This is a genomic window from Spirillospora sp. NPDC127506 (assembly GCF_040302145.1).
Taxonomy (GTDB): domain Bacteria; phylum Actinomycetota; class Actinomycetes; order Streptosporangiales; family Streptosporangiaceae; genus Spirillospora.
In genome coordinates this window covers 139,179-165,634 of the sequence record NZ_JBEORG010000009.1, presented here as the reverse complement: position 1 = coordinate 165,634, position 26,456 = coordinate 139,179, and the positions used below count along the sequence as shown (strand labels likewise).

General features: G+C 71.8%; 18 protein-coding genes. 11 read left to right on the top strand and 7 right to left on the bottom strand.

Annotated features, from left to right (window positions below; genetic code table 11):
• Positions 1–168: 168 nt before the first annotated feature.
• The 3 genes from guaB to ABTW95_RS12395 all read left to right on the top strand — a co-directional run bounded on the left by guaB (position 169) and on the right by ABTW95_RS12395 (position 4,758).
• Positions 169–1,665 carry an IMP dehydrogenase gene (gene guaB, locus ABTW95_RS12405; protein ID WP_500226288.1) on the top strand — a complete coding sequence of 499 codons (1,497 nt, stop codon included), beginning with the start codon at positions 169–171 and terminating at the stop codon, positions 1,663–1,665.
• Positions 1,666–1,815: 150 nt separating this feature from the next.
• Positions 1,816–2,931: a GuaB3 family IMP dehydrogenase-related protein gene (locus ABTW95_RS12400; RefSeq protein WP_396446709.1), complete on the top strand. Its 1,116-nt coding sequence runs from the start codon at positions 1,816–1,818 to the stop codon at positions 2,929–2,931.
• An 87-nt stretch (positions 2,932–3,018) separates the two neighbouring features.
• Positions 3,019–4,758 (top strand): glycerol-3-phosphate dehydrogenase/oxidase, encoded by a 1,740-nt coding sequence (locus ABTW95_RS12395; protein WP_396446688.1) that lies wholly within the window; start codon positions 3,019–3,021, stop codon positions 4,756–4,758.
• 54 nt (positions 4,759–4,812) lie between these two features.
• Here ABTW95_RS12395 and ABTW95_RS12390 read toward each other — a convergent pair whose 3' ends face one another.
• Entirely contained in the window at positions 4,813–5,475 is a 663-nt protein-coding gene (locus ABTW95_RS12390) for a TetR/AcrR family transcriptional regulator (RefSeq protein WP_396446687.1), read from the bottom strand.
• A 369-nt stretch (positions 5,476–5,844) separates the two neighbouring features.
• On the opposite strand from ABTW95_RS12390, the gene ABTW95_RS12385 reads away from it, so the two are divergent.
• The gene (locus ABTW95_RS12385) at positions 5,845–7,416 is read left to right on the top strand and encodes a succinic semialdehyde dehydrogenase (RefSeq protein WP_500226287.1); all 1,572 of its coding nucleotides are present in this window, start codon (positions 5,845–5,847) and stop codon (positions 7,414–7,416) included.
• Positions 7,417–7,425: 9 nt separating this feature from the next.
• Positions 7,426–9,177 carry an FAD-dependent oxidoreductase gene (locus tag ABTW95_RS12380; protein ID WP_396446685.1) on the top strand — a complete coding sequence of 584 codons (1,752 nt, stop codon included), beginning with the start codon at positions 7,426–7,428 and terminating at the stop codon, positions 9,175–9,177.
• A 78-nt stretch (positions 9,178–9,255) separates the two neighbouring features.
• On the opposite strand, the gene ABTW95_RS12375 is transcribed toward ABTW95_RS12380, so the two are convergent.
• Complete coding sequence (locus ABTW95_RS12375; RefSeq protein WP_396446684.1) at positions 9,256–10,155, bottom strand: zinc metalloprotease; 900 nt, start codon at positions 10,153–10,155, stop codon at positions 9,256–9,258.
• A 169-nt stretch (positions 10,156–10,324) separates the two neighbouring features.
• On the opposite strand from ABTW95_RS12375, the gene ABTW95_RS12370 reads away from it, so the two are divergent.
• Complete coding sequence (locus ABTW95_RS12370) at positions 10,325–11,050, top strand: DNA alkylation repair protein (protein WP_500226286.1); 726 nt, start codon at positions 10,325–10,327, stop codon at positions 11,048–11,050.
• Here ABTW95_RS12370 and ABTW95_RS12365 read toward each other — a convergent pair.
• Entirely contained in the window at positions 11,047–11,970 is a 924-nt protein-coding gene (locus ABTW95_RS12365; RefSeq protein ID WP_500226285.1) for a zinc metalloprotease, read from the bottom strand. The two genes, ABTW95_RS12370 and ABTW95_RS12365, sit on opposite strands and share 4 nt — an antisense overlap.
• A gap of 239 nt (positions 11,971–12,209) precedes the next feature.
• Between ABTW95_RS12365 and guaA the strand changes: the two genes are divergently transcribed.
• Positions 12,210–13,778, top strand: a complete 1,569-nt coding sequence (gene guaA, locus ABTW95_RS12360) for a glutamine-hydrolyzing GMP synthase (RefSeq protein WP_396446681.1) — start codon at positions 12,210–12,212, stop codon at positions 13,776–13,778.
• Between the two features lie 113 nt (positions 13,779–13,891).
• On the opposite strand, the gene ahpD is transcribed toward guaA, so the two are convergent.
• From ahpD to ABTW95_RS12340, 4 genes are all read right to left on the bottom strand, one after another.
• Complete coding sequence (gene ahpD / locus ABTW95_RS12355) at positions 13,892–14,434, bottom strand: alkylhydroperoxidase, AhpD family (RefSeq protein ID WP_396446680.1); 543 nt, start codon at positions 14,432–14,434, stop codon at positions 13,892–13,894.
• A 67-nt stretch (positions 14,435–14,501) separates the two neighbouring features.
• Positions 14,502–15,056 (bottom strand): peroxiredoxin, encoded by a 555-nt coding sequence (locus ABTW95_RS12350; protein WP_396446679.1) that lies wholly within the window; start codon positions 15,054–15,056, stop codon positions 14,502–14,504.
• Positions 15,057–15,474: 418 nt separating this feature from the next.
• Positions 15,475–15,906, bottom strand: a complete 432-nt coding sequence (locus ABTW95_RS12345; RefSeq protein ID WP_500226284.1) for a hypothetical protein — start codon at positions 15,904–15,906, stop codon at positions 15,475–15,477.
• 184 nt (positions 15,907–16,090) lie between these two features.
• Positions 16,091–16,726 (bottom strand): TetR/AcrR family transcriptional regulator, encoded by a 636-nt coding sequence (locus ABTW95_RS12340; RefSeq protein ID WP_396446677.1) that lies wholly within the window; start codon positions 16,724–16,726, stop codon positions 16,091–16,093.
• A 73-nt stretch (positions 16,727–16,799) separates the two neighbouring features.
• Between ABTW95_RS12340 and ABTW95_RS12335 the strand changes: the two genes are divergently transcribed.
• From ABTW95_RS12335 to ABTW95_RS12320, 4 genes are all read left to right on the top strand, one after another.
• Positions 16,800–18,254, top strand: coding sequence for a carotenoid oxygenase family protein (locus ABTW95_RS12335; RefSeq protein ID WP_500226283.1), 1,455 nt, complete (start codon positions 16,800–16,802; stop codon positions 18,252–18,254).
• Between the two features lie 121 nt (positions 18,255–18,375).
• Complete coding sequence (locus ABTW95_RS12330; RefSeq protein ID WP_500226282.1) at positions 18,376–19,293, top strand: LysR substrate-binding domain-containing protein; 918 nt, start codon at positions 18,376–18,378, stop codon at positions 19,291–19,293.
• 122 nt (positions 19,294–19,415) lie between these two features.
• On the top strand, positions 19,416–22,856 hold the full coding sequence (locus tag ABTW95_RS12325) for a bifunctional glycosyltransferase/CDP-glycerol:glycerophosphate glycerophosphotransferase (RefSeq protein WP_396446674.1): 3,441 nt from the start codon (positions 19,416–19,418) through the stop codon (positions 22,854–22,856).
• 80 nt (positions 22,857–22,936) lie between these two features.
• The gene (locus ABTW95_RS12320) at positions 22,937–26,452 is read left to right on the top strand and encodes a bifunctional glycosyltransferase/CDP-glycerol:glycerophosphate glycerophosphotransferase (protein WP_500226281.1); all 3,516 of its coding nucleotides are present in this window, start codon (positions 22,937–22,939) and stop codon (positions 26,450–26,452) included.
• The last annotated feature ends 4 nt before the right edge of the window (positions 26,453–26,456 follow it).

Here is a 26,456-nt window from a genome sequence, read left to right as displayed (position 1 = left end):
GCGCGGCCGCCGGGAATGTTGAGCGGTGCCGGTCTTGTTGGCTGATGTCATCAAGACCACGTGCCGGCCGTGCGCAAGGGCCCGTCCCGCCTCGGGCGCACGCCCTACCATGGGAACAGGGTCCCGCGTGACCTGGCCCGATGCCGCCACCATTACGGGAAGGTTGTCATGAACCCCGCCGCCGAGCCCGACAAGTTCCTCCCGCAGGGCCTGACCTTCGACGACGTGCTCCTGCTCCCGGGGTACTCCGACATGCAGCCCGGCGAGGCCGACACCACGACGAGGCTCACCCGCGGGATCTCGCTGCGCATCCCGCTCGTCTCGGCGGCGATGGACACGGTGACCGAGGCGCGGACGGCGGTCGCGATGGCGCGGCAGGGCGGCATCGGCGTCCTGCACCGCAACATGTCGATCGAGGACCAGGCCGAGGAGGCCGACCGGGTCAAGCGGTCCGAGTCCGGGATGATCACCAACCCGGTCACCTGCCTGCCGGACGCGACGCTCGCCGACGTCGAGGAGCTGTGCGCCCACTACCGGATCTCCGGGGTGCCGGTCACCGATGTGCGGGGCGTACTGGTCGGCATCGTGACGAACCGGGACATGCGCTTCGAGTCCGACCTGTCCCGCCCGGTCCGCGAGGTCATGACCCCCATGCCGCTGGTGACGGCGCCGGTGGGCGTGTCGCGGGACGAGGCGTTCCGGCTGCTGGCGGGCAACAAGGTCGAGAAGCTCCCGCTCGTGGACGCCGAGGGCCGGCTCAAGGGCCTCATCACCACCAAGGACTTCACCAAGAGCGAGCAGTACCCGAACGCCACCAAGGACGCCGACGGCCGGCTGCTCGTCGCCGCGGCCGTGGGCGTCGGCGAGGACGCGCTGCGCCGCGCCCGCGCGCTCATCGAGGCCGGCACCGACGTGATCGTCGTGGACACGGCGCACGGCCACTCCAAGGGCGTCGCCGACACGGTCGCCGCGATCAAGGGCAGCTCCGCGGTCGAGGTCGTCGGCGGCAACGTCGCCACCTACGCGGGCGCGAAGGTCCTGGTCGACGCGGGCGCCGACGCGATCAAGGTCGGGGTCGGCCCCGGCTCGATCTGCACCACCCGCATCGTCGCCGGCGTCGGCGTACCGCAGATCACCGCGATCTTCGAGGCGTCCCGCGCGGCGAAGGAGGCCGGCGTCCCGGTGATCGGGGACGGCGGCCTGCAGTACTCGGGCGACATCGCCAAGGCCCTGGTCGCGGGCGCCGACACCGTCATGCTCGGCAGCCTGCTCGCCGGCGTCGAGGAGTCCCCGGGCGAGCTGATCTTCGTGCACGGCAAGCAGTACAAGTCGTACCGCGGGATGGGCTCGCTCGGCGCGATGCGCAACCGCGAGCGCGGCGCGTCCTACTCCAAGGACCGGTACGCGCAGGCCGACGTCACCGCCGAGGAGAAGCTCATCCCCGAGGGCGTCGAGGGCCAGGTGCCCTACCGCGGCCCGCTCGCCAACGTCGCGCACCAGCTCGTCGGCGGCCTCCACCAGTCCATGTGGTACGCCGGGACGCGCAGCATCCCCGAGCTGCAGGAGCGCGGCCAGCTCATGCGCATCAGCGTCGCCGGCCTCCGCGAGAGCCACCCGCACGACATCCAGATGACGGTCGAGGCCCCCAACTACCAGGGCCGCTGACCCCGGCCCCTGGTCCCGCGCGCGGATCTCGTTCGGGCGGCGCCTGACGTAAGCTCTTCCGGGGCTCGTTCCCGCGGCCGGCGGGAGCATCGGGCAGGACGACGACCGGCACGGCGCCGGGTGAGGAAGAGGGGCGCAGTGGCTGCTGAGGTGGAGATCGGCCGGGGCAAGAGCGGCCGCCGGGCGTACGCCTTCGACGACATCGGCATCGTGCCGTCCCGCCGGACGCGCGACCCCGAGGAGGTCAGCGTCGCCTGGCAGATCGACGCCTACCGCTTCGAGATGCCGCTGGTCGTCGCGCCGATGGACAGCGTCGTCAGCCCCGCCACCGCGATCGCCGTCGGGCGGCTCGGCGGCCTCGCCGTCCTCGACCTCGAAGGGCTGTGGACGCGGTACGAGAACCCCGAGCCGCTGCTCGCCGAGATCGCCTCGCTGGACGACGCGCGCGCCACCCAGCGGCTCCAGGAGATCTACACCGAGCCGATCAAGGAGGAGCTGATCGGCCGCCGGATCGAGGAGGTCCGGGAGGCGGGCGTCACCGTCGCCGCGCGGCTGTCGCCGCAGCGCACCGCCCAGTTCCACAAGGCCGTCATCGACGCGGGCGTCGACCTGTTCGTGATCCGCGGGACGACCGTGTCCGCCGAGCACGTGTCGGGGCGGGCCGAGCCGCTGAACCTCAAGCAGTTCATCTACGACCTCGACGTCCCCGTCATCGTCGGCGGCTGCTCGACCTACACGGCCGCGCTGCACCTGATGCGGACCGGCGCCGCGGGCGTGCTGGTCGGGTTCGGCGGCGGCTCCGGGCACACCACCCGGACCGTCCTCGGCGTCGCCGTCCCCATGGCCACCGCGGTCGCCGACGTCGCCGCCGCCCGCCGCGACTACATGGACGAGTCCGGCGGCCGCTACGTGCACGTCATCGCCGACGGCGGCATGGTCAACAGCGGCGACATCGCCAAGGCGTTCGCCTGCGGGTCCGACGCCGTGATGGTCGGCTCCCCGTTCGCGCGGTCCACGGAGGCGCCGGGGCGCGGCTACCACTGGGGAAGCGAGGCGCACCACGGCGACGTCCCGCGCGGCACCCGCCTCGAACTCGGGACGATCGGGACGATGGAGCAGATCCTGTACGGCCCGTCCCATGTCGCGGACGGCTCCATGAACCTGATCGGGGCACTGCGTCGCGCGATGGCCACGTCCGGTTACACGGAGTTGAAGGAGTTCCAGCGGGTACAGGTCGTGGTGGCTCCCCGCCGGTCCACCGACTGAGAGCGAACCCACGTCCGCGAGGGTGGCCCCGACCCTACTCTTGGGTAGGAACTGCTCCGAGACCGAACGGCTGTGGGGGGACACGCGATGACGGCATCACCGGTGACCGGCCTTGGGAGCTCGCGGCTGGGGCCGGCCGAGCGGGCCGCCGCGCTCGACCGCATGGCGCGCGAGGAGTTCGACGTGGTCGTCGTCGGCGGCGGCATCGTCGGCGCGGGCGCGGCGCTGGACGCGGCCACCCGGGGGCTGTCGGTCGCGGTGGTCGAGGCGCGCGACTACGCGTCCGGGACGTCGTCGCGCTCGTCCAAGCTGATCCACGGCGGTCTGCGCTACCTGGAGCAGTACAACTTCGACCTCGTCCGGGAGGCGCTGACCGAGCGCAGCCTGCTGCTGCAGCAGATCGCGCCGCACCTGGTGAAGCCCGTCCCGTTCCTGCTGCCGACCACCCACCGCGTGTGGGAGCGCGCGTACTTCGGCGCCGGCGTGGCCCTCTACGACGCGCTCGCGTTCCAGATGGGCAGCACCCGCGGCGTCCCGCACCACCGGCACCTGACGCGGCGCGGCGCGCTGCGGCTCGCGCCGTCCCTGCGGAAGGACGCCTTCACCGGCGCGATCCAGTACTGGGACGCGCAGGTCGACGACGCCCGCTACGTGATGACGGTGCTGCGGACGGCCGCGCAGTACGGCGCCCAGATCGCGTCCCGCACCCAGTGCCTCGGCTTCCTGCGCGAGGGGGAGCGGGTCACCGGCCTGCGCATCCGCGACCTGGAGGGCAACGCGACCAGCGAGGTCCGCGCGAAACAGGTCGTGAACGCCACCGGCGTGTGGACGGACGACATCCAGGAGCTCGTCGGCGGGCGCGGGCAGATCCATGTGAAGGCGTCGAAGGGCATCCACCTGGTCGTCCCCAAGGACCGCATCCACTCCTCGACGGGCATCATCCTCCGCACGGAGAAGTCGGTCCTCTTCGTGATCCCGTGGGGGCGCCACTGGATCATCGGCACCACCGACACCGCCTGGGACCTCGACAAGGCGCACCCGGCCGCGTCCAAGGCCGACATCGACTACGTCCTGGACCACGTCAACTCCGTGCTGACCACCCCTCTCACCCATGACGACGTGGAGGGGGTCTACGCGGGCCTGCGTCCCCTGCTCACCGGCGAGACCGACGAGACCTCGAAGCTCTCCCGCGAGCACGTCGTCGCGCACCCCGTCCCGGGGCTGGTCCTCGTGGCGGGCGGCAAGTACACCACCTACCGGGTGATGGCCAAGGACGCCATCGACGCGGTCGTCCACGGGCTCGACGGCAAGGTCGCCGAATCCTGCACCGACCGCATCCCGCTCGTCGGCGGCGACGGCTTCCAGGCCATGTGGAACGCCCGCCACCGCCTCGCCTCCCGCTCCGGCCTGCACGTCGCCCGCATCGAGCACCTCCTGCGCCGCTACGGCACCCTCGTGGACGACCTGCTCGAACTGATCTCCGACAAGCCCGACCTGGCCAAGCCGCTGACCGGCGCCGACGACTACCTCCGCGCGGAGGCGGTGTACGCCGCCACGCACGAGGGCGCCCGCCACCTCAACGACGTCCTCGCCCGCCGCACCCGCATCTCGATCGAGACCTGGGACCGCGGCGTCGGCGTGGCGCAGGAGGCCGCCGACCTGCTGGCCCCGGTCCTCGGCTGGTCCAAGAAGCAGCGCGACCGCGAGATCGAGTACTACCGCAAGCGCGTGGAGGCCGAACGGGCCTCGCAGACCCAGGAGGACGACCAGGACGCCGACGCCCACCGCAAGGGCGCTCCCGACATCGTCCCCATCGCGACCCCCTGACACGGCCTCCCTGGCACGGCCTCCCTGACGCCGCCCCTGACCGCCCGCCGGCGCTCAGGAGCCGTTCGGCGGGGTGATCGGGGCCTGCATCAGGGTTTTTCCGGTCGTGTAGAGGTCGGCGGGCACCCGGGCCGGGTCCAGCAGGTGCTGGAAGGCCAGGCCGAAGTCGAGGGCCAGGGTGAGGGCGGCGCGGTCGGCGGGGGCGATGCCGTCGGCGGGCTCCAGTTCGCCGGCCAGCCGGGCGCGGCGCTCGGCGTACCAGTCGGCGATCCGCCAGCCGGCGGCGTAGTCGCGCATGCCGTAGAGCCAGAACTCGACGAGGAGCAGGGCCAGGCGGCGGGGGCCGTCGTCGGCGTCGCGGCGGCGGGACGGGCGGCCGGTGCGGTCGGCGTCCTCCCCGGCGGCGCGGAGCTCGTCGCAGAAGCCGGGGCGGGTGCGGTCGCTGGTGATGCGCTCCATGAGGGCGAGCAGCAGGTCGGTCTTGCCCGCGAAGTTGGAGTAGACGGCGCCCTTGGTGAGGCCCGCGGCCGCTGCGATGTCGTCCAGCGAGGCGCCGTGGATGCCGCGTTCCGCCCAGAGCCGCTCGGCGGCGGTGAGCAGGGCGAGGCGCGTCTGCTCGCGCCGGTCCCGGCGCGGCGCGGGCCCGCCGCCGGACGACCGCGGAGCCCCGGCTCCCGTGCCCCCTTCGGACCGCTTGCCGCCGTGGGCGTCCCTCATTCGCCGTTCCCTCCCTGTCCAAGACGCGTACTCCCCTGACGCGCCTCTGCGCGCGATGTGCGGCGCACCGCGCCGCCGTGCGCCGATCGCCCGTTCGCCTGGCCGCGGCCCCGGTGCGGGGCGGGCGGCCGGCCTCCCCTTGCGCAGCGGAGTCGGCGGGATGCGCCGGGATTCTCTCCCCTCTTCGGAATACACCGGCCGGACATGGTCAGTCTGGGAGTTGCGCAAGTCCGGCCGGCTTGGAACGCTCCGTTCGCCGCCCCTTGTCAGCCGGGGACGGACTCCGCAGGATCAAGTGCGGCATTTCACTGCAAGTCGTGCATTACTTGCGGGTAGCCAAAAATGGCCAGGGGGTCATACCCTGCCTCCATGGCATCCCCGACGGTCCCTGCCAAAGGCGCGCAGCTCTCCCCGACCCTGATCGACCGGCTGGTCTCGCACGTGGTCTCGGGCGGAGCCGAGAGCGTGACGATCCCCGCCCCGTTCACCGGTGAGCCGCTGGCGACCGTGCCGGTCTCCAGCGCCGACGACGTCCGCGAGGCGCACGAGCGCGCCCGGGAGGCGCAGCGGGCCTGGGCGGCGCGGCCGGCGGGCGAGCGGGTCAAGCCGTTCCTGCGGCTGGCGGACGCGCTGGTCGACCGGCGCGAGGAGATCCTCGACGTCATCCAGCTGGAGACCGGCAAGGCCCGCCGCCACGCGATGGAGGAGTTCCTCGACGTGGCGCTGTGCTCGCTCTACTACGCGCGGCGCGCCCCGAGGCTGCTGAAACCGAAGCGGCGGCAGGGCATGATGCCGGCGGTGACGCGGGTGCGGGAGCTGCGGCACCCGAAGGGCGTCGTGGCGCTGATCTCCCCGTGGAACTACCCCTTCGCGCTCGGGGCCAGCGACATCGCGCCGGCGATCATGGCGGGCAACGCGGTGATCCACAAGCCGGACACCCAGACCTGCCTGTCCAGCCTGTGGGTGCTCGACCTGCTGGTCTCGCTCGGGCTGCCGAGGGACCTGTGGCAGATCGTCGTGGGCGAGCCGGCCGAGATCGGCGACCCGCTGCTGGAGGGCGCCGACTACGTCTCGTTCACCGGGTCGACGCGGGGCGGCAAGGCCATCGCCGAGAAGGTCGCGCCGCGGCTCGTGGGCTACTCGCTGGAGCTCGGCGGCAAGAACCCGATGATCGTCATGGCGGACGCCGACGTCGAGCGGACCGCGCGTGGCGCCGTCCGCGCGTGCTTCACCAACGCCGGGCAGCTGTGCATCTCCATCGAGCGGATGTACGTGCACGAGGACATCTACGACCGGTTCGTCCCCCGGTTCGTCGAGCTGGTCAAGGGCATGAAGCTCGGCGCCGGCCTGGACTTCGAGGCCGAGATGGGCTCGATGACCTACCAGCGCCAGCTGGACGCGGTGTCGCGGCACGTCGACCAGGCGGTGAAGGAGGGCGCGACCGTCCTCGCCGGCGGCCGGGCCCGCCCCGACATCGGCCCCCTGTTCTACGAGCCGACCGTCCTCGCGGACGTCAACGGCGACATGGACCTCTGCGCGAACGAGACGTTCGGGCCGGTCGTCGCCGTCTACAAGTACCGGGACGAGGACGAGGTCGTCGCCCGCGCCAACGACACCGCGTACGGCCTGAACGCGTCGGTGTGGACGAAGAACACGGCGCGGGGCCGCCGGCTCGCCGCCCGCATCCAGGCGGGGACCGTCAACGTCAACGACGGCTACGGTGCCGCGTTCGCGTCGTACGACTCCCCGATGGGCGGGATGAAGCAGTCCGGTGTGGGACGCCGCCACGGCGCCGAGGGCCTGCTGAAGTACACCGAGGTGCAGACGGTCGCCAGCCAGCACTTCATGGACCTCGAACCGCCCGGCGCCATCGGGTACGACAAGTTCGCCGGCTACATGGCGTCCGGCATCAAGCTCATGAAGAAGCTGCGCATCAAGTAGGGACCGCCCGTGAAGCATGACTTCGACGTGCTCGTCGTCGGATCGGGGTTCGGCGGCAGCGTGTCGGCGCTGCGGCTGACCGAGAAGGGGTACAAGGTCGGGGTGATCGAGGCGGGCCGCCGCTTCGACACGAACCCGTCCGGTGCGCCGGGGGCGCGGTATCCGGAGCTGCCCAGGACGAACTGGCGCATCGCGCGGTATCTGTGGGCGCCCGCGCTGGGCCTGACCGGCATCCAGCGGATGCACCTCATCCGGGGCGCGAAGTCGAGCCGCGTGATGGTGCTCGCGGGCGCCGGCGTGGGCGGCGGATCGCTGAACTACGCCAACACCCTGTACGTCCCGCCGGAGCCGTTCTTCAAGGATCGGCAGTGGGCGCACATCACCGACTGGCAGGACGAGCTCGCGCCCTACTACGAGCAGGCCAAGCGGATGCTGGGCGTCGTCCAGAACCCCACGACCACCGCGGCCGACGAGGTCATGAAGAGGGTCGCCGACCGGATGGGCAAGGGCGACACCTTCGTCAGGACCCCGGTCGGCGTCTACTTCGGGCGCGGCGCCGGGATCGAGAGCGCCGACCCGTACTTCGGCGGGGCCGGCCCGCGCCGGCGCGGCTGCATGGAGTGCGGCGAATGCATGGTGGGCTGCCGCCACGGCGCGAAGAACATGCTCACCGAGAACTACCTGTACCTCGCCGAGAAGGCCGGCGCGCGGGTGATGCCGCTCAGCCGCGTCACCTCGGTCAGGCCGCTGCCGGGCGGCGGCTACGAGGTCGCGATCGTGCGGACCGGATCGTTCGGCCGCAACCGCAAGACGCTCACCGCCGAGCAGGTGGTGTTCGCGGCGGGCACCTACGGGACGCAGAAGCTGCTGCACAAGCTCAAGGCGACCGGGGCCCTGCCGCACCTGTCGGACCGCCTCGGCGCCCTCACCCGCACGAACTCCGAGGCGATCCTCGGCGGCGGGCGCGCCAACGGCAGGCCGGGCCCCGACTTCTCCGAGGGCGTCGCGATCACCTCGTCGTTCCATCCGGCGCCCGACACGCACGTGGAGCCCGTCCGCTACGGCCGCGGCTCCAACCTCCTCGCCGGGCTGCAGACCCTCCTCATCGACGGCGACCGCCCCGGGGAGAAGCACACGCCGCGCATCCTGAAGTTCGCCCGCGAGGCGGTGCGCCGCCCCCGCGACCTGATCCAGCTGTTCGACATCCGGCACTGGTCGGAGCGGACGGTGATCGCCCTGGTCATGCAGACCCGCGACAACTCGATCACGCTGCGCCCGAAGAGGGGCCTGTTCGGCTGGGACGTCCGGGCCTCCGCGGGCCACGGCGAGCCGAACCCGACCTGGATCCCGGAGGGCCACGAGGCGACGCGCCGGATCGCCGAGGAGATCGGCGGCATCCCCGGCGGGACGTGGGGCGACCTGTTCGACATCCCGATGACCGCCCACTTCCTCGGCGGCTGCGCCATCGGAGACTCCGCCGAGACCGGCGTGATCGACGCCTACCACCGCGTCTACGGGCACCCCGGCCTGCACATCGTGGACGGCTCCGCCGTCTCCGCCAACCTGGGCGTCAACCCGTCCCTGACCATCACGGCCCAGGCGGAACGCGCCATGTCGTTCTGGCCGAACCGCTCAGAGGACGATCCGCGCCCGGCCCTGGGCGCCCCCTACCGCCGCCTCAGCCCCGTCCCCCCGAAGAACCCGGCCGTCCCCGCCACGGCCCCGGCCGCCCTGAAACTCCCCATCGTCGACATCACCTGACCCCGTGTCGCCACGGATCGCGGTGGGCATGGCGGAGCCCACCGCGATGGGATCGCGGTGGGCTCGGCGCGGGTCAGGTCAGGCTCGGTAGGCGGCCCACTGGGACTGCATGCGGGCGGCTTGGCCCGGGGTGAACTCGTACATGCACGAGTCGTAGCTGTAGTCCATGAAGTTGTGGATGGGGTCGGCGCCCGGAGCCGAGCACGTGTCGCGGCCGGTCGGGCAGCCGGAGGCCGGGCTCCGCTCGGCGGGGGTGTCGGAGACGCGGTCGCCCTGGCCGCTGCAGCCGCCCTGGAAGGTGTGGTACAGGCCCATCCAGTGGCCCACTTCGTGGGTGGCCGTGTCGCCTTCGTTGTAGTTGCCCAGAGCACCGCCCGGCAGGCTCTGGTAGTGGATGACGACGCCGTCCATCGCGGGCTGGGAGCGGTAGCTGCTCGGGAACGTGGCCCAGCCGAGGAGGCTGCTGCCGAGGTCGGCGGTGTAGATGTTGAGGTCCTGCGCGTTGCCCACGTGCAGGGAGTTCTTCATCTGGCGCTCGTAGCCCTCGGGGTCGGAGAACCAGGAGGCGTTCCTCGTCCGCTTGATCTCGGACAGGGTGAACGAGATGCCGCTGTCGGCGTAGGCGTCGTTGAGGACGTCCATCTGCCGCTGCAGCGTCGAGTCGGACACGTTGCCCGCGCTGCCGTAGACGACCTGGAAGTGGACCCTGACGGTGATGGACGCGGCGGCGATGGACGCGGCGCCCCTCATGGTCTTGAGCTTGCCGACGCGGTTCTGGAAGTCCTTCTCCATCGCGGCGACCTTGGCCGCGCTCGGCTGGTTCCGTTCGGTGACGTGGGCGCCCGCGCGGACGCGGGCCTGGGCGGGCTGGTCGGCGCAGGCGGTGGACGGGGCGGCGAGGGTGGCGGGGGCGGCGGGCGCGTACGCCGTGAAGGCGGCGGCCAGGCCGAGGACGGTGGCGATTCCAGCGCGTTTCATGGAACTCCTCGGGGGTGCGGCGCGAGCGGGGGAGCGCGCGCAGGGGAGCGGAGTCATCGCTGGAACAAGGGTGGATGCGAACAATCGTCACGTCTTTGGCAAACCTGAACGAACAGGGACATGTAACGCTGAAAACGGCGCTATAGCGCGGCGGCGTAGCGTGTCACGCATGGACGTGGACGCAGCGGCGGCGCGGGTCCTGGCGGAGTTGCGCGCGCAGGGGGATCCGGCGCGGGCCGAGGGAGAGAAGCGCTATCTCAAGAGCGAGTTCGCCCATATCGGCGTCCCCGTGCCCGCGGTGCGGAAGGCCGCCGTGGCGGCGGTCAAGGCCGGGCCCGCGCGGGAGGAGCTGCTGAGGCTCGCTCAGGCCCTCTGGGACGTGTCCGACGGGGGACGTCCCGTGCACGAGGCCCGCATGGCGGCCATAGAGGTGCTCGTCAAGCGGGTCGCCCTGCTGGAGCCCCGCGACGTCGAGATGGCGGAGCGGCTCGTCCGCGACTCAGCGAGCTGGGTGTACGTCGACAACATCGCGGAGCGGATCGTCGGCGCACTGGTCGTCTGGTACCCCGACCTGGCCACGGTCCTGGACGCGTGGGTCGGCGACCCCTACATGTGGATACGGCGTACGGCCGTCCTGGCGCTGCTGCCGGGCGTCCGGACGGGCGATCCGGACCTGGAGAGGATCAGCCGTTACGGGGACGCGCTGCTGGGCGAGCGCGAGTTCTTCATCAGGAAGGCCCTGGGCTGGGTCCTCCGGGAGCTTTCCAAGAAGGACCCGGCCTGGGTGGTGCGATGGGTCGAGCCTCGCCTCGACGCCATCTCGGGGGTGACGCTGCGCGAGGCCGTCCGGCGCCTGCCCGCCGACGAAGCGGCCCGGCTGCGCAAGCGCGCCTAAGCGCGGTACGCCTTCCACACCTTGTGCATACGGGCGCCCTGGCCGGCGGTGAAGGACGTCATGCACGTGTCGTAGCTGTAGTCCATGTAGTTGTGGACGGGGTCCTCCCCAGGGGAGGGGCAGGTGTCCTTGCCGGTCGGGCAGCCGTTCGACGGGTCGCGCTCGGGCGGGGTGTCGGCCACCCGGTCGCCCTTGCCGCCGCAGCCGTCCTGGAACGTGTGGTAGAGCCCCAGCCAGTGCCCGACCTCATGGGTGGCGCTGAAGCCCTTGTTGAAGTTCTCTATCTCGCCGCCCGGCATGCTGCCGTAGTGGATGGTCACGCCGTCCATCTCGGGGTCGGCCTTGTACTTCCACGGGAAGGTCGACCAGCCGAGGAGGTCGCCGCCGATGTAGGTGCTGTACAGGTTCAGCGTGCCCTTGCCGCCCCTGTGCAGCTTGGGCTTGTACGTGCCCTCGTAGCGCTCCGGGTCCCGGAACCAGGCCGCGTTGTCGGAGCGGCTGATCCCGCGGAGGGTGAAGGAGATGCCGGTGTCGGCACCGCCGTTGCGCCCGCCGTAGGACGCGTTCATCGTGCTGATCTGGCGCTCGACCTCCGCCGCGGACACGTTGCCCTTCGCCCCGTCGTGGATCACGTGGAAGTACACCGGGACGGTGATCGGGGCCGCCGCGCGGAGGCCGGCGCCGTCCGGCCGGTCGTCCGCACCGGACCCCAGGCCGAGACCGTCCAGGATCCGGCCGAGGCGCTGCTCCACGGTCGCCGCCTGCGCCGGGCTCAGGTCGTTGCGCTCCCGGCCGTGGCCTCCCGTCCGCAGCCTCGCCTCCGGGTGCGCGCAGTCGTCCGCGGGAGCGCGCGAAGCGGGACCGGACGGCGCGGCGGGGACGAGAGCGGCGATCAGGACGGCGGCGGCGAGCAGCTTCACGGCACTCCTAGGGAGGTCGCTTGCGGACGGAAACCATGCGGGCGCGTGTTCTCGACTACAGGACGTCACCAACACGTATCAGAACGAAGTGCCCCGGCGAGCGTGATCAAGGTAAACGAATGCCGACCGTTATCGGCCAATCGCGTCATGTGACGGGCGCGGCGGGGGTGCGGCGCGTCGCCGCAGGCGGCGGCCCGTAGACTGGAGATCCCTTCCCGGCCGTGCGAAAGGCTCAGTTGGTGGCCGCAGACCAGTCCTTCGACACCGTCCTCGTCGTCGACTTCGGCGCGCAGTACGCGCAGCTGATCGCGCGGCGGGTCCGCGAGTGCCATGTGTTCAGCGAGATCGTCCCGTCCACCATGCCGGCGGCGGAGATGCTCGCGAAGCGGCCGAAGGCGATCATCCTGTCGGGCGGCCCCGCGTCGGTGTACGAGGAGGGCGCCCCGGTCGCGCCGGAGGGGCTGTTCGAGATCGGCGTCCCGACGCTCGGCATCTGCTACGGCCACCAGGTGATGGCGCAGGCCCTGGGCGGGACGGTCGAGAACTCCGACGTCGCCGAGTACGGCGGGGCGACCGTCGCCGTCACGTCCCCGGGCATGCTGTTCGCGGGGCTGCCGCACGAGCAGGCGGTGTGGATGTCCCACCGCGACTTCGTCAGCCGCGCCCCGTCCGGCTTCACCGTGACGGCCAGCACCGAGGTCACGCCGGTCGCCGGCATGGAAGACCTGGAGCGGGGCTTCTTCGGCGTCCAGTTCCACCCGGAGGTCCTGCACACCGAGCACGGCATGGAGATCCTCCGCCGGTTCCTGTACGAGGGCGCCGGGTGCCGTCCGAACTGGACGATGGTGAACATCGCGGACGAGTCGATCGAGGCCGTCAGGAAGCAGGTCGGCGGGAAGCGGGCGATCTGCGCGCTGTCCGGCGGGGTGGACTCCGCCGTCGCCGCCGCGCTCGTCCAGCAGGCCATCGGCGACCAGCTGACCTGCGTGTTCGTCGACCACGGCCTGCTGCGCAAGGGCGAGCCCGAGCAGGTCGAGAAGGACTTCGTCGCCGTCACCGGCGTGAACCTGCACGTCGTGGACGCCCAGGACCGCTTCCTCGCCGCCCTCGACGGGGTCACCGACCCCGAGCAGAAGCGCAAGATCATCGGCCGCGAGTTCATCAGGGTGTTCGAGGAGGCGGCGCGGGAGATCGTCGGCGAGGACGCGTCCGAGCCGGTCGAGTACCTCGTGCAGGGCACCCTCTACCCGGACGTCGTCGAATCGGGCGGCGGCACCGGCGCGGCCAACATCAAGTCGCACCACAACGTCGGCGGCCTCCCCGACGACCTGCAGTTCAAGCTGATCGAGCCGCTGCGGACGCTGTTCAAGGACGAGGTCCGCGCGCTGGGCGAGCAGCTCGGCCTGCCGTCCGAGATCGTCTGGCGCCAGCCGTTCCCCGGCCCCGGCCTCGGCATCCGCATCATCGGCGCCGTCACGCGCGAGCGCCTGGACGTCCTCCGCGACGCCGACGCCATCGCCCGCGAGGAGCTGACCCGCGCCGGCCTCGACCGCGACATCTGGCAGTTCCCGGTGGTCCTGCTGGCGGACGTCCGCTCCGTCGGCGTCCAGGGCGACGGCCGGACGTACGGCCACCCGATCGTCCTGCGCCCGGTGACCAGCGAGGACGCGATGACGGCCGACTGGGCGAAGCTCCCCTACGACCTCCTGCAGCGGATCTCCACCCGCATCACCAACGAGGTCCGCGAGGTCAACCGCGTCACGCTCGACATCACGTCCAAGCCCCCGGGCACCATCGAGTGGGAGTGACCCCGCCCGCCCGCGCCCGGTGGCCCGGAGATGCGAAACGCCCGGTGGGCATCCCCGTCGGGCGTTTCTCGGTGCCGGCCTCGGTGCCGGGCGTGCCGCCGTGCGCGCCCCGGTCAGACGGCGGCGGGGGACAGCGCGGCCTCGGCGTCCAGGGTCGCGGCGGCCGCGTTGACGACGGCGGCGATCCGCAGCGCCTCCTGGACGAGCTCGCGCGACAGGCCGGCCTCGCGGACGACCTTCTCGTGCGACTCCAGGCAGCGCCCGCAGCCGTTGACCGCCGACACGGCCAGGCACCACAGCTCGAAGTCGACCTTGTCGACGCCCGGCCGGCCGATGATCGACATGCGCAGCCTGGCGGGCAGCGTCGTGTACGCCTCGTCCCCGATCAGGTGGGTGGCGCGGTAGTACACGTTGTTCATCGCCATGATCGACGCGGCGCCCTTGGCCGCCTCGAACGCCTCGGCGGACAGGTGGCCGCCCGCCTCCTCGGCCAGTTCCCGGATGACGGCGGCGCTGCGCGTGGCGAGGGCGCAGGCCAGGACCGTCCCCCACAGCTGCTGCTCGGTGAGCTGGGACGTGGAGGTCAGCGAGCCGAGGTTGAGCTTGGTGTCCTTGGCGTAGCCCGGGAGGGCGCTCTTCAGCGCGTCAACGCTCATGATCATGCGTCCTTTCATGCGAACGGCCGGCCGCGCGCCGCGGCCGGCCGTGAAGGGGTTCGGTGGATCAGGCGCCGGCCAGCAGCTTGACGGCGTCGAGCGTCTCCTCGCCCTTGTTCCAGTTGCAGGGGCACAGCTCGTCGCTCTGCAGCGCGTCCAGGACCCGCAGGACCTCCTTGACGTTCCGGCCGACGGAGCCGGCGGTCACCATGGAGAACTGGATCTCGTTGCCGGGGTCGACGATGAACGTCGCGCGCTGCGCCACGCCGTCCGCGGTGAGGATGCCGAGGGCCTCGCTCAGCTCGCGCTTGAGGTCGGACATCATCGGGAACGGGATCTCGCGCAGGTCGGGGTGGTCCTTGCGCCAGGCGAAGTGGACGAACTCGTTGTCGACGGACGCGCCGAGGACCTGCGCGTCGCGGTCGGCGAACTCCTCGTTGAGGCGGCCGAACTCGGCGATCTCGGTCGGGCACACGAAGGTGAAGTCCTTGGGCCAGAAGAACACGACCCGCCACTTGCCCTCGTAGGACTTGTGGTTGATGGTCTCGAACGCGTTCTCGGGGTCCAGCGAGACACAGGCGGTGAGCTCGTACTCGGGGAACTGGTCACCGACAGTAAGCACGCGGCATGCTCCTTCGTCATGAGAGAGGGTCGCCTCCGCATGAGGAGGCCCGGTGGCCGCGGGGGCCGTCCGCCTCAGCGGCCTACCTCGCTCACGGTGCTCCTCTCCGACCGAAAAGAGAAATCGATAAATCACAAGAATGCGATAGGAAATACCGATCAATGCTCATCAAGGGGCTGTGACCTGCGGCGATGCGAGCCCGGCGATCCGCCGAACGGACGTCCAATAGACGTAAATCACACTAACTGCCCCTAAAGCGGGCATAACGCAGCGTGACAGCAAGTGTAGGGCCTCCGTCCCCCCGGGACGACCGCGCGCCACGGCGCCGCCGTCCTGCCCCGGGCCACCGCGCTGACCGAGCCGGAACGGGGCCTGCCGCGCGAATGGCCCGACCGCATCGCCGGCAGGCCCCGCTGACTCAGTGGCAGCGCTGGGAGGTGCCGACGACGGCCAGATGCATGTGGACGGACGACGACAGCCAGAACCCCCAGCACAGGTCGTTGCCGCAGCGCAGGTCGTAGAGGGCCGTCCCGAACCGCGTCTCGTCCGAGATCGCGGTGGCCTCCCGGCCCGCCTGCCCCTTGATCCGCTCCCACTGGCCGCGCAGCCATGAGACCGCGTCCTCCGGTGTGGCCGGCGCGTGCCGGATCGTCCGGGACGGCTTGCGGAGCCAGTCACGGACCACGAGCGGCGCGAGATCGCTGCCGGGGTCCCGGCGCGCCTGGTCGTCCTCGTAGGCGCTGGCGTCCATGCGGGACGCGTGGCAATGCCAATGCAGCCCTCGCCGCCGCCAGTCGTCACGGGATTCGTCCCGCCAATAGGCGTCGTAGTCGAATGGCCGGATGTTCACGAGCCCGAACCTCCCACAAGGCGGACCCCGCCCCGACGGCACGAGGCCCGCAATCCGGGTGTGCATCAGACGTCGAATTCTTAAACGACCGCGCCCACCCCGGCCCTTCCGCCCCCTGCCGCGGGATGCTCGCCGGGCGGGACGGCTGAGCCGGGGCCGCGAGGAGGCCGCCCTCGCCGGGGCGTCAGCGGGGGTGGGCGGCGGCGTGGGTTGCCAGGGCTTCGGCGGCGTCGGCGAACATGTCCGCCAGGGCGGACGGGGTGGCGGTCAGGTCGCCGTCCAGCCAGGCGATGAGGTTCTCGGTCCAGCCCGCCACCAGCATGGTCGCGGTGAAGTGCAGTTGCGGGTCGGCGGTGGGCGGGATGTCGTAGAAGGTGCGCGCGTAGTCGATGACGAGGAGCGCGTTGCGGCGGTGGGCGGCGCGCTGGCGGGCGCGCAGGACGGGGCTGGCGGGCGCCTCGATCAGCGCCGCGCGGGCCTTGCGGGGGTCGGTGGTCACCACGGCGAGGGCCTCCACGGCGGCGGCGCGGACGGTCGCGCGGAGGCCGGCGTCCGGGCCGGCGGCGGCGACGCCGCGGGCGGCGGCGTCGGTGACCTCGCCGACGATGCGGTCGTAGACCTCGGTCAGCAGCGAGTCCAGATCGGTGAAGCTCTCGTAGAAGTAGCGGGGGTTGAGGCCGGCGCGGGCGCAGACGGCGCGCAGCGACGCGGCCCGCAGGCCCTCGTTGCCGAGCAGGTCGAGCGCGGCTTCCAGGAGCGCCGCCCGGCGGCCGGCGCGGCGGCGGTCGGCGGTGACGCCGCCGTAGGTGCGGGGACTCACGCAGCCATCTTGACACAGGCGTTGCCAGATCCTACGTTTCTGGAAACGGCTGTAGCCAGATGGGGAGTCCGCCATGGCCCTGACCACCGCTCCGGACATGGGGAAGATCTTCACCCCGCTGATGCACGAGCACGACTACGTCATCGACGAGATCGACGGGGAGCTCCCGTCCGGGCTCACCGGGACGCTGTACCGGATCGGGCCGGGCAAGTGGGAGGTCGGGCGCACGCTCATGCACCACCTGTTCGACGGGGACGGGATGGTCGCGCAGTTCTCGTTCGACGGGCGGTCCGTGCGGTTCCGCAACCGGTACGTGCGGACGCCGCAGTTCCGGGACGGGATGGTCGCCGGCCGGGCGCGCAGGCCGGGAGTCGGGACGGCCCTGCCGGGCGGGTTCTGGGTCAACTTCGCCAAGTCGAAGGGCCCCGCCAACGCCGCCAACACCGGCGTGGCGGTGCACGCCGAGCGGCTGCTGGCCCTGTGGGAGGGCGGCCCGCCCTACCGGCTCGACCCCGACACCCTGGAGACCCTCGGCGTCGACGACTTCGGCGGGCGGCTCAAGGGCATGCTCAAAGCCTTCTCCGCCCACCCGAAGTGGGACCCGGTGACCGGCGAGATGTTCAACTTCGGCCAGGACTTCACGCCGTTCCCCTCCCTGAACTGCTGGAAGGTCGACCGGCAGGGCCGCATGCGCCGGCTGGCCAGGCTCCGGATGCTGGACATGCCGTGGAACCACGACGTGGCGCTGACCGCGAAGAACATGGTGTTCGTCCTGGACCCGTACATGTTCGACCTGCGGACGATGCTGAAGGGCGGCCCCATCTTCGACGCGATCCGGCACCGCCCGGAGAAGGGAACGCGGTTCGTGCTCGTGCCGCGCAACGGAGGCCCCGCGCGGATCATCGAGCACGAGACGCTCGTCCACCTCCATGTCGCCAACGCCTTCGAGGACGGCGCGGACACCGTCATCGACCTGGTGGAGTTCGACGACTACGAGGCGATCCGGCGCGACCTCAGCGACTTCCGCACGCGGTTCCCCGGGCTTCCGTCCAGCAGGCTCATGCGGTACCGGATCACGCCCTCGGGGCGCGTCCTCGCGGCGCAGCTGGCCGACCTGCCGGGAGAGTTCCCGCAGTACGACTGGCGCCGCTCCACGCGGCCGCACCGCTACACCTACATGGCCGGGCGGACGGGAACCGGCGGCCAGTACGACAGCGTCCTGAAGGTCGACAACGACACCGGCCGCACGGAAAAGCATGAAATGGTGCCGCACACCTATGTGGGCGAGCCCATCTTCGTGCCCCGGACACCCGACGCGGCCGAGGACGACGGGTGGCTGCTGGCCGTGGTGTACCTCGCCGCCGAGCACCGGTCGCAGCTCAGCGTTCTGGACGCCCGCGGCCTGGAGCACGTCGCGACGCTCCACCTGAAGCACCATCTCCCGTTCGGTTTCCACGGCACGTTCACGAGCCGCGTCGCCGACCCGGGCGCGCCCATCCCGCATCCCGACCGGCTGCCCCTGCGGTGAACCGACGGTGTGGCGAATCGCCCGCTGTGGTGAATCACACCGTCGCCTGACCTGGGGTGCATCACTATCCGTGATGATCGAGCGGTAACGTTCCAATGAGATGGCGATCAGCAGACCGACGGTGGCTCAGCTGCGAGCGTTCCTGGCGCTCGCCGAGCATCTGCATTTCCGCGACGCCGCCGCCGCGCTGCGCATGAGCCAGCCGGCCCTGTCCGGGGCCGTGGCCGCGCTGGAGGAGACCCTCGGCACGCGCCTCGTCGAGCGGACGACCCGGAAGGTGCTGCTGACCCCCGCCGGGGAGCAGGTCGCACGGCGGGCGGAGGTCGTCCTCGCGGAACTCGACCGCCTGGTGGACGAGGTCAAGGCCGTCCAAGGCACCCTGGTGGGGCCGCTGAGGGTCGGTGTGATCCCGACCGTCGCGCCCTATCTGCTGCCCATCATCCTGCCGAGGCTCGCGAAGGAGTTCCCCGACCTGAAGCTGTCGGTGCACGAGGAGCAGACGGACCACCTCGTCGCGGAACTGCTCGCCGGGCGCCTGGACGCGGTGCTTCTGGCGCTGCCCGTGCCGCAGGCCGGCGTCATGGAGATCGCCCTGTACGACGAGGACTTCGTGCTCGTCGCGCCGCCCGGATTCGAGTTGGGGGACGAGGAGATCCCCCGCGAGGTCCTGAACGACCTCGACGTCCTCCTCCTCAACCAGGGCCACTGCCTGCGCGACCAGGCCCTGGACTTCTGCCGGGACGTGGGCGCGCGGGCCGCCGCCGCGACCTACGCGACGAGCCTGGCCACGCTGGTGCAGCTGGTGTCGGGCGGGCTCGGCGTGACGCTCGTGCCGGAGACCGCGCTGCCGGTGGAGACGGGCCGCGCCCCGAACCTCGAACTGCACCGGTTCGCGCCGCCCGCGCCGTTCCGCAGGATCGGGCTCGGTTTCCGGGCGACGTCACCGCGCGCGGACGAGTTCGAGGCGCTCGCCGAGAGCGTCCGGACCGCCGTCGCCGACTCGGGCGTCGCGCCCGGCATCCGCCCGGCGCGACCGTAAGCGGCCGGTAAATCGAGGCCAGATGAGGTCAAGTCTGCGTCAGGGCACGGCTTGGCAATGGCGATGCGCGTTCATGCGGTAGCCCGGCGTCACCATGCTCGGTGGGGCGAGGAGGAGGCCCCATGCCGAAGCTCAGCGTCGTCGTGCCGTTCCACAACACCGAGGAGTACTTCCGGGAGTGCCTGGAGTCGCTCGCCGGTCAGACGCTGCGCGACCTTGAGGTGATCTTGGTGGACGACGGGTCCGCCGACGGCAGCGCCGTGATCGCCAAGGAGGTGTGCGCCCGCGACCAGCGGTTCCGGCTGTTCGCGCGCGACCAGGAGGGGCCGGGGCCCGCGCGCAACGCGGGGGTGCGGCAGGCGAGGGGCGAGTACCTGGCCTTCGCCGATGCCGACGACGTGGTGGAACGGAACGCCTACGCGCGGCTCGTCGGCTCGCTGGAGCGGACGGGGTCCGACTTCGCCTCCGGCAACGTCGAGCGCATGGACGACGACCGGAAATGGCAGTCGCCGCTGCACGAGGGCGTCTTCACAGAGCCGTGTTCACGGACCCACGTGTCGTCCAAGCCGGTGCTCATGCGCGACCGCACCCCCTGGAACAAGGTCTACCGGCGCGGGTTCTGGGACAGGGCCGGTCTGGAATTCCCCACCGGCTTCTACGAGGACCCGCCCGTCACGGCGCGCGCGCACGCCATGGCCCGGTCCGTGGACGTCCTGAGCGAGACCGTCTACTACTGGCGCAAGCGGCCCGGCTCCATCACCGAGGACCGCTACGACTGGGACAACATCAGCCAGCGCATGGCGTCCGCCCGCGCGCTCAGGGACGGCTTGGCCGACTACGCGCCCGACCTGCTGAACGCCTACGACGAGTACGCGCTCCTCCCGATCGAGCTGCGCGTCCTCTTCGAGGCCCTGCCGAGGACGCAGGACGACCGCCGCGAGGAGCTCGTCGCGCTGGGCGCCGCGCTGGCCCGGCGGATCAGCCCGCGCGTGGTGAAGCGGCAGCCCGCGATGACGCGGCTGCAGCTGCACCTGCTCTGCCGGCGGATGCTGCCGGAGCTGCTGGAGGTGCTGCGGTTCGTCCAGCTGCGCAAGGCGGCGGACGCGCCCCGGGTCCGGCGCGGCTTGCGGCACCGCTGGTACGCGGAGTTCCCGTTCTTCGAGGACGAGGAGCGGGCCGTCCCCGCGCACGTGTACGACGTGACCGACGAGCTGAAGCCGGTCGCCGCCGTCGACCGCGCCACCTGGGCGGACGGGCGGCTCCGCATCGAGGGGCACGCCTACATCCGGCACCTGGACTCCTCCACCGAGGACGGCTCCCGCATCCGGGTGTGGCTGCTCGCGTCGAACAAGCGCGGGCTGGTGCGCGTCCCGGTCGAGCGGGTCCGCAGGCCGGACGTGACCGCCCGGTCGCGCCAGTCGGCGGTCTCCTACGACTGGTCCGGGTTCGTCGCGGAGATCGACCCGGGGGCGCTGAAGATGTTCGGGCGCTGGCGGGACGTCGACTGGATCCCCTGCGTGGAGGTCGCCAACCGGGGGCTGCGGCGGCGCGCCACGTTCGGGAACCCGCGCCTCACCGGCCGCCAGTGGCCGGACGACCGGGAGTGCGCGCCGGGCGTCCACGTGCAGGGCGTCGCCGCCCGGAGCCGGTTCGTGATCCAGGTGCGGCGGACGCCGGCCGCGGTCGTCGGCTGCCATCTGGAGCGCGGCGAGCTGTGCCTGGACGGCTGGAGCCGCGCCCCGCTCGGCGACGAGCCGCGCGTCACCGCCGCGCCGAAGGCGGGCCGCGCCACGGTGACCGGCCCGGTCGAACCGGTCGGCGGCGAAGGGTTCCGGGCCAGGCTGCCCGTCGCCGGGCTGGCCCGGCGGCTGGGCGACTGGGAGATCAGCCTCCCGGGCGGCGTCCGGCCCTACCTGGACGCGGACGCCGCCGGAGCCGCGTTCCCCGTCCCCGGCGGGGAGCTGGAGATCGCCAGGACGCGGCGGAGCACGCTGCGCATCGTCGTGCGCGGGTGCGCCCTCATCGTCGAAGAGGTCTCCTGGTCGTCCGGCGGGGCCCTGCATCTGGCGGGCACGTACACCGAACGCGCGGGACGGCCCGACTCCCTCTTCCTGCGGCGGCGCCGGTCGTCCGAGGAGCACGTCGTCGGGCTGCTCTGGGAGGGCGACCGTTTCACCGCGAGGTTCTCTCCCGCGCGCATGCCGGTGCTCGGGCTGTCCCGCCCCCTGGTGGCCGGCCGGTGGGACGTCCTCACCACCATCAACGGCAAAGAGCAGCCGGTCGTCCTTAGGCGCCGCACCCTGCGCGACCTGCCCGAGCCGTTCGAGGCGGGCCTGCACCGCATCACCGTCCGGGCGCAGAAGACCGACCAGCTGATCCTGCGGGTCGAGACCGCCCTGGACGACGACGAGCGCGGAGCCTACGCGCAGAGCCGGATCCGGTCGGGCCACTACCGGCGCCACCTCAACCTGCCCGTGCGCGACCTCGCCGTGTTCGACGCGTACCGGGGGCGCCAGTACTCGTGCAACCCGCGCGGCATCTACGACGAGCTCCGGCGGCGTGGAACCGACATCGAGTGCGTGTGGGTCACCGAGAACGGCCAGTTCGGCAGGCCGGCGGGCGCCCGCACCGTCCTGGCCGGCACGCGCGAGCACTACGAGGCGCTCGCCCGCGCGCGCTTCGTCTTCGGCAACTGGTCGCAGCGGGACTGGTTCACCAAGCGCGACGAGCAGACCTACGTGCAGTGCTGGCACGGGACGCCCCTGAAGAAGCTGGGGTACGACGTCAAGCAGATGCCCTACAAGCGCACCGAGGGCGTCGACTGGATGGAGTACGACGTCCCGCGGTGGGACCTGCTCCTGGCGCAGAACGCGTTCTCCGTGCCGCTGTTCCGGCGGGCGTTCGCCTACGACGGGGACGTGTTCGAAAGCGGCTATCCCCGCAACGACATCCTGAACAGCCCGCACAAGGACGAGATCGCCGCGGCGGTCCGGCGGCGCCTCGGCATCCCCGCGGGCAAGCGCGTCGTCCTGTACGCGCCGACCTGGCGGGACGACTTCCACCACGCCATCGGCAAGCGCGCGTTCCGCCTCGAACTCGACATCGACCGGTTCAGGGCGGCGCTGGGCCGCGACCACGTCCTGCTCCTGCGCACGCACTACCTCGTCACCGACCGGCCGAAGCTGCGGCCGGGCGACTGCGTGATGGACGTGTCCGTCTACCCCGACATCTCCGAGCTCTTCCTGATCAGCGACGTGCTGGTCACGGACTACTCCTCGGCCATGTTCGACTTCGCCGTCACGGGCCGCCCGATGGTGTTCTTCACCTACGACCTGGAGCGCTACCGCGACCACGTGCGCGGCTTCTACTTCGACTTCGACGCGGAGGCGCCCGGACCGCTGCTGAGCACGTCCCGGGAGGTCGTCGAGGCGCTGCGCGACCCGGCCGCGCTGGAGGCCGGGTACCGGGAGGCCCGCGCCGCCTTCGCCGCCCGGTACTGCCCGCACGACGACGGCCGCGCCGCCGCCCGCGTCCTCGACCGGGTCCTGCGATCCGGCCATTGACCCCGCCGCACGGAACCGGCCGTGCGGCCACCCCCGCAACCCGCTCCCGCAAACCCCGCTCACCCCACACGGAGTCGCTCGTGTCCCCGCAGATCAGCATCGTCGTCCCGTTCCGCAGCACCGGCGGCCGCCTCGCCGAGTGCCTGGAGTCGCTCGCAGGGCAGACCTTGCGCGATGTCGAGGTGCTCATGGTGGACGACGGCGCCGGCGCCGGCGAGGCGCTGGTCGCCAAGGAGTTCGCCGGGCACGACGACCGCTTCGCGCTGCTCCAGCCCGGCCCCGACGTCGCGGCGGCCGACGCCGGCGTGGAGCAGGCCAAGGGCAGGTACCTCGCCTTCGCGGACGGGGAGGACGCGCTGCCGCCCTACGCCTGTGAACTGCTGGTCGGCACCCTCGACTCGACGGGATCGGACCTCGCCGGCGGAAACGTCATGTGCCTGGACGAGGAGCAGGTGTGGCAGTCCCCGCTCCACAGCGAGCCCTACGCGAAGACGATGAAGCTGACGCACGTGACCCGCCACCCGGCGCTCCTGCAAGACCGGACGCTGTGGAACAAGGTGTACCGGCGGTCGTTCTGGGACGCGCACAGCTTCGAGCTCGGCACGGACCAGGACGCCCTGGTCGCCGTCCAGACCCAGCTGCTGGCCACCGCCGTGGACGTCCTCGACACGACCGTCTACTTCTGGCGCGACCGCCCCGGGACGGCACCCCGGCTCCGCCCTGACCCGGCGCACGTCACCGAACGGATGGCGACGCTCGCGAAGGTCCGGAACTTTGTCCACGACCACGCGCCCGAGCTTCTGGCCGTCCACGACATGTACGCGCTCGACCTGGACGTGCGCGAGCTGATGCTCGCCCTGCCCGCCGCCACGTGGGAGGAGCGCGAGCGCCTGGTCGAGCTGGGTGCCGAGGTCGTCGCCGACGCGGACCGCTCAGCCGCCCACGGGCTGGACGCGATCCGGCGCCTGGCCCTGCACCTGCTGGGCGAGCGCATGCTGCCCGAGCTGCTCGAAGTGCTCAAGTTCGAGGAGGGCGGCCTCCAGGACGTCCCGATCGTGCCCAGGGGCCGCCTGCGCCCGCGCTGGTACGCCCGCTACCCCTTCTTCGACGACGCCGAACGCGCCATCCCCCTGGACGTCTACGACGTCACCGACGAGATCGGCCTGTGGGCGGACGTCGACCGCGTCGAATGGGACGTCGACACCCTCATCGTCGAGGGGCACGCCCACTTCGACAGGTTCGACGTGTCCGCGGCGGCCGACTCCCGTATACGCGTCTGGATGCGGGACGTGAAGACCGGCAGGGAGGTGCGGCTGCCCGTGGAACGGACCCGCTGCCCGGAGGTCACGGCACGGTCCGGCCAGTCGAACGTCTCCTACGACTGGTCCGGGTTCACCGTGAGGGTGGAGCCCGAGTACCTGCTGGACGGCGACGAATGGCGGACGGCCACCTACGAGCTGCTGGCCGAGGTGTCCACGGCGGGGCGCAGGGCGGTGCAGCGGCTGACCGCGACCGCCCCTGCCGTGCGCTGGACGGCGGCGCGGCAGGTGGACGAGCACGTCGCCGTCCAGCCGGCCGCGGGCGACGACGACGTGTTCGCCGTGCACGTCAAGCGGGCCAAGGCCGTCCTCACCCGGATCCGCCGCGACGGGGACGTGCTCGAACTGACCGGCTGGACGCGCCGCGCCCTCGGCGCCGGCGCCGCCATGGTCGCGGCCCGCCGGCACGGGGGAGAGGAGATCCGCGGCGAGGTGACGCTGCGCCAGTCGGCCGTCCTGCGCATGGCGGAGGGCACCGGGTTCGACTTCACGGCGCGGCTCCCGCTGGAGTTCCTCACCTCCGTTCGGGACGGCCCCGCCCCTCACCAGCCGCACCTGCGGGATGCCATCGACTGGGACCTCCGGCTGACCGGCGAGGGCGGCCCGCTGCGGCTCACCGTCGCGAGCAACGTCAGGCCCGTCCGGCTCGCCCTCCCCGGGCGGGGCCGCGAGCTGGCGCTCACGCGGACGGCGTTCGGCAACCTGCGCGCCGTCGAGCGCACCGCCCGCCCCGTCGTCCGGGCCGCCGGGTGGGACGCCGCCGGGCTCCTCACCCTCACCGGCGACTTCGCGGACCCCGAGGACCGGCCCGACCGCCTCATCCTGCGGCGGCGCCGGTCCGGCGACGAGCACCACGTCCCCGCCGCCTGGGAGCAGAACCGGTTCACCGCCGCCTTCACGCCCGCGGCCATGGCCGTGTTCGGCACCGACCTCCCGTTGCGCAGCGGGACCTGGGACGTGCTGGCCCGCACGCGTTCCGGCGAGGTGGCGGTCGTCGTCGAGCGGGAGGCGATCCCCGCCCTGCCCGCCCGGCGCCGCGTCGGCACCCACGAGTTCGAGCTCGGCGTGCACCAGACCGACGCGCTGACGCTGCACAGCCGTCCCGCCCTGGGCGACGACGAGCGCGGCGGCCACGCGCAACTCCTGCTCCAGCAGCGCGACTACCCCGTCTACCTGCGAAGCCCGCTGACGGACCTCGTCGTTTTCGACAGCTACGACGGGACCCAGTACAGCTGCAGCCCCAGGGCCGTCTACGAGGAACTCGCCCGGCGCAACCCCGACCTCGAATGCGTGTGGATCGCCCAGGACGGCCAGTTCTCCATCGACTTCACGACGGATGTGAAGACCAGGACCGTCCTGGCCGGAAGCCGCGAGCACTACCGCGTCCTTGCGCGCGCACGGTACATCGTCACCAACCACGGGCTCCCGCCCTGGTACTTCAAGCGCGACGGCCAGACCTACGTCCAGACCTGGCACGGCACCCCGCTCAAGCGCCTCGCCCACGACCTGCGGGACGTGCCCTACCAGCGCACCGAGAGGCATGACTGGATGGAGTGGGAGGTGCCGCGCTGGGACCTGCTGGTGTCCCCGAGCCCCTACGCCACCCAGATCATGCGCCGCGCGTTCCGCTACGACGGGGAGATCCTGGAGACCGGATATCCGCGCAACGACATCCTCAGCACCCCCGAATGGGAGAGCGTCGGGACCCGCGTACGCAAGCGCCTGGGAATCCCCGACGGCAAGAAGGCCGTCCTCTACGCGCCGACATGGCGGGACGACCGGCGCCACGGACCCGGTAGGCAGGGCTTCTCACTGGAGCTGGACGTGGAGACCGTGCGGCAGACTCTGGGCGACGACCACGTCCTGCTCCTGCGCACACATCACCTTGTCACCGACAAGGACCGTCCGGCGGCGGACGGCTTCGTCATCGACGTGTCCCGCTACCCCGACATCGCCGAGCTCTACATGGCGGCCGACGTGCTCGTCACGGACTACTCGTCCGCCATGTTCGACTACGCCATCCTGGGCCGCCCGATGGTGTTCTTCACCTACGACCTGGAGCGCTACCGCGACCATGTGCGCGGCTTGTACTTCGACCTGGTGGCGGAGGCGCCCGGACCGGTCGTGAGGACGTCCGCGGAACTCGCCAAAGCCGTCAAGGCCGCACCCGACAGCGAGGAGCGGTACGCCGACGCCTACGGCCGGTTCTTCGTGAAGTACTGCCCGTACGACGACGGCCACGCCGCGGCCCGCGTCGTCGACCGCGTCTTCACCTGACGTG

Excerpts from the sequence above, each read along its gene's own strand:
- guaB (WP_500226288.1), top strand. The coding sequence starts at position 169 with ATGAACCCCGCCGCCGAGCCCGACAAGTTCCTCCCGCAGGGCCTGACC.
- ABTW95_RS12395 (WP_396446688.1), top strand. The coding sequence starts at position 3,019 with ATGACGGCATCACCGGTGACCGGCCTTGGGAGCTCGCGGCTGGGGCCG.
- ABTW95_RS12390 (WP_396446687.1), bottom strand. The coding sequence starts at position 5,475 with ATGAGGGACGCCCACGGCGGCAAGCGGTCCGAAGGGGGCACGGGAGCC.
- ABTW95_RS12385 (WP_500226287.1), top strand. The coding sequence starts at position 5,845 with ATGGCATCCCCGACGGTCCCTGCCAAAGGCGCGCAGCTCTCCCCGACC.
- ABTW95_RS12375 (WP_396446684.1), bottom strand. The coding sequence starts at position 10,155 with ATGAAACGCGCTGGAATCGCCACCGTCCTCGGCCTGGCCGCCGCCTTC.
- ABTW95_RS12370 (WP_500226286.1), top strand. The coding sequence starts at position 10,325 with ATGGACGTGGACGCAGCGGCGGCGCGGGTCCTGGCGGAGTTGCGCGCG.
- ahpD (WP_396446680.1), bottom strand. The coding sequence starts at position 14,434 with ATGAGCGTTGACGCGCTGAAGAGCGCCCTCCCGGGCTACGCCAAGGAC.
- ABTW95_RS12335 (WP_500226283.1), top strand. The coding sequence starts at position 16,800 with ATGGCCCTGACCACCGCTCCGGACATGGGGAAGATCTTCACCCCGCTG.
- ABTW95_RS12325 (WP_396446674.1), top strand. The coding sequence starts at position 19,416 with ATGCCGAAGCTCAGCGTCGTCGTGCCGTTCCACAACACCGAGGAGTAC.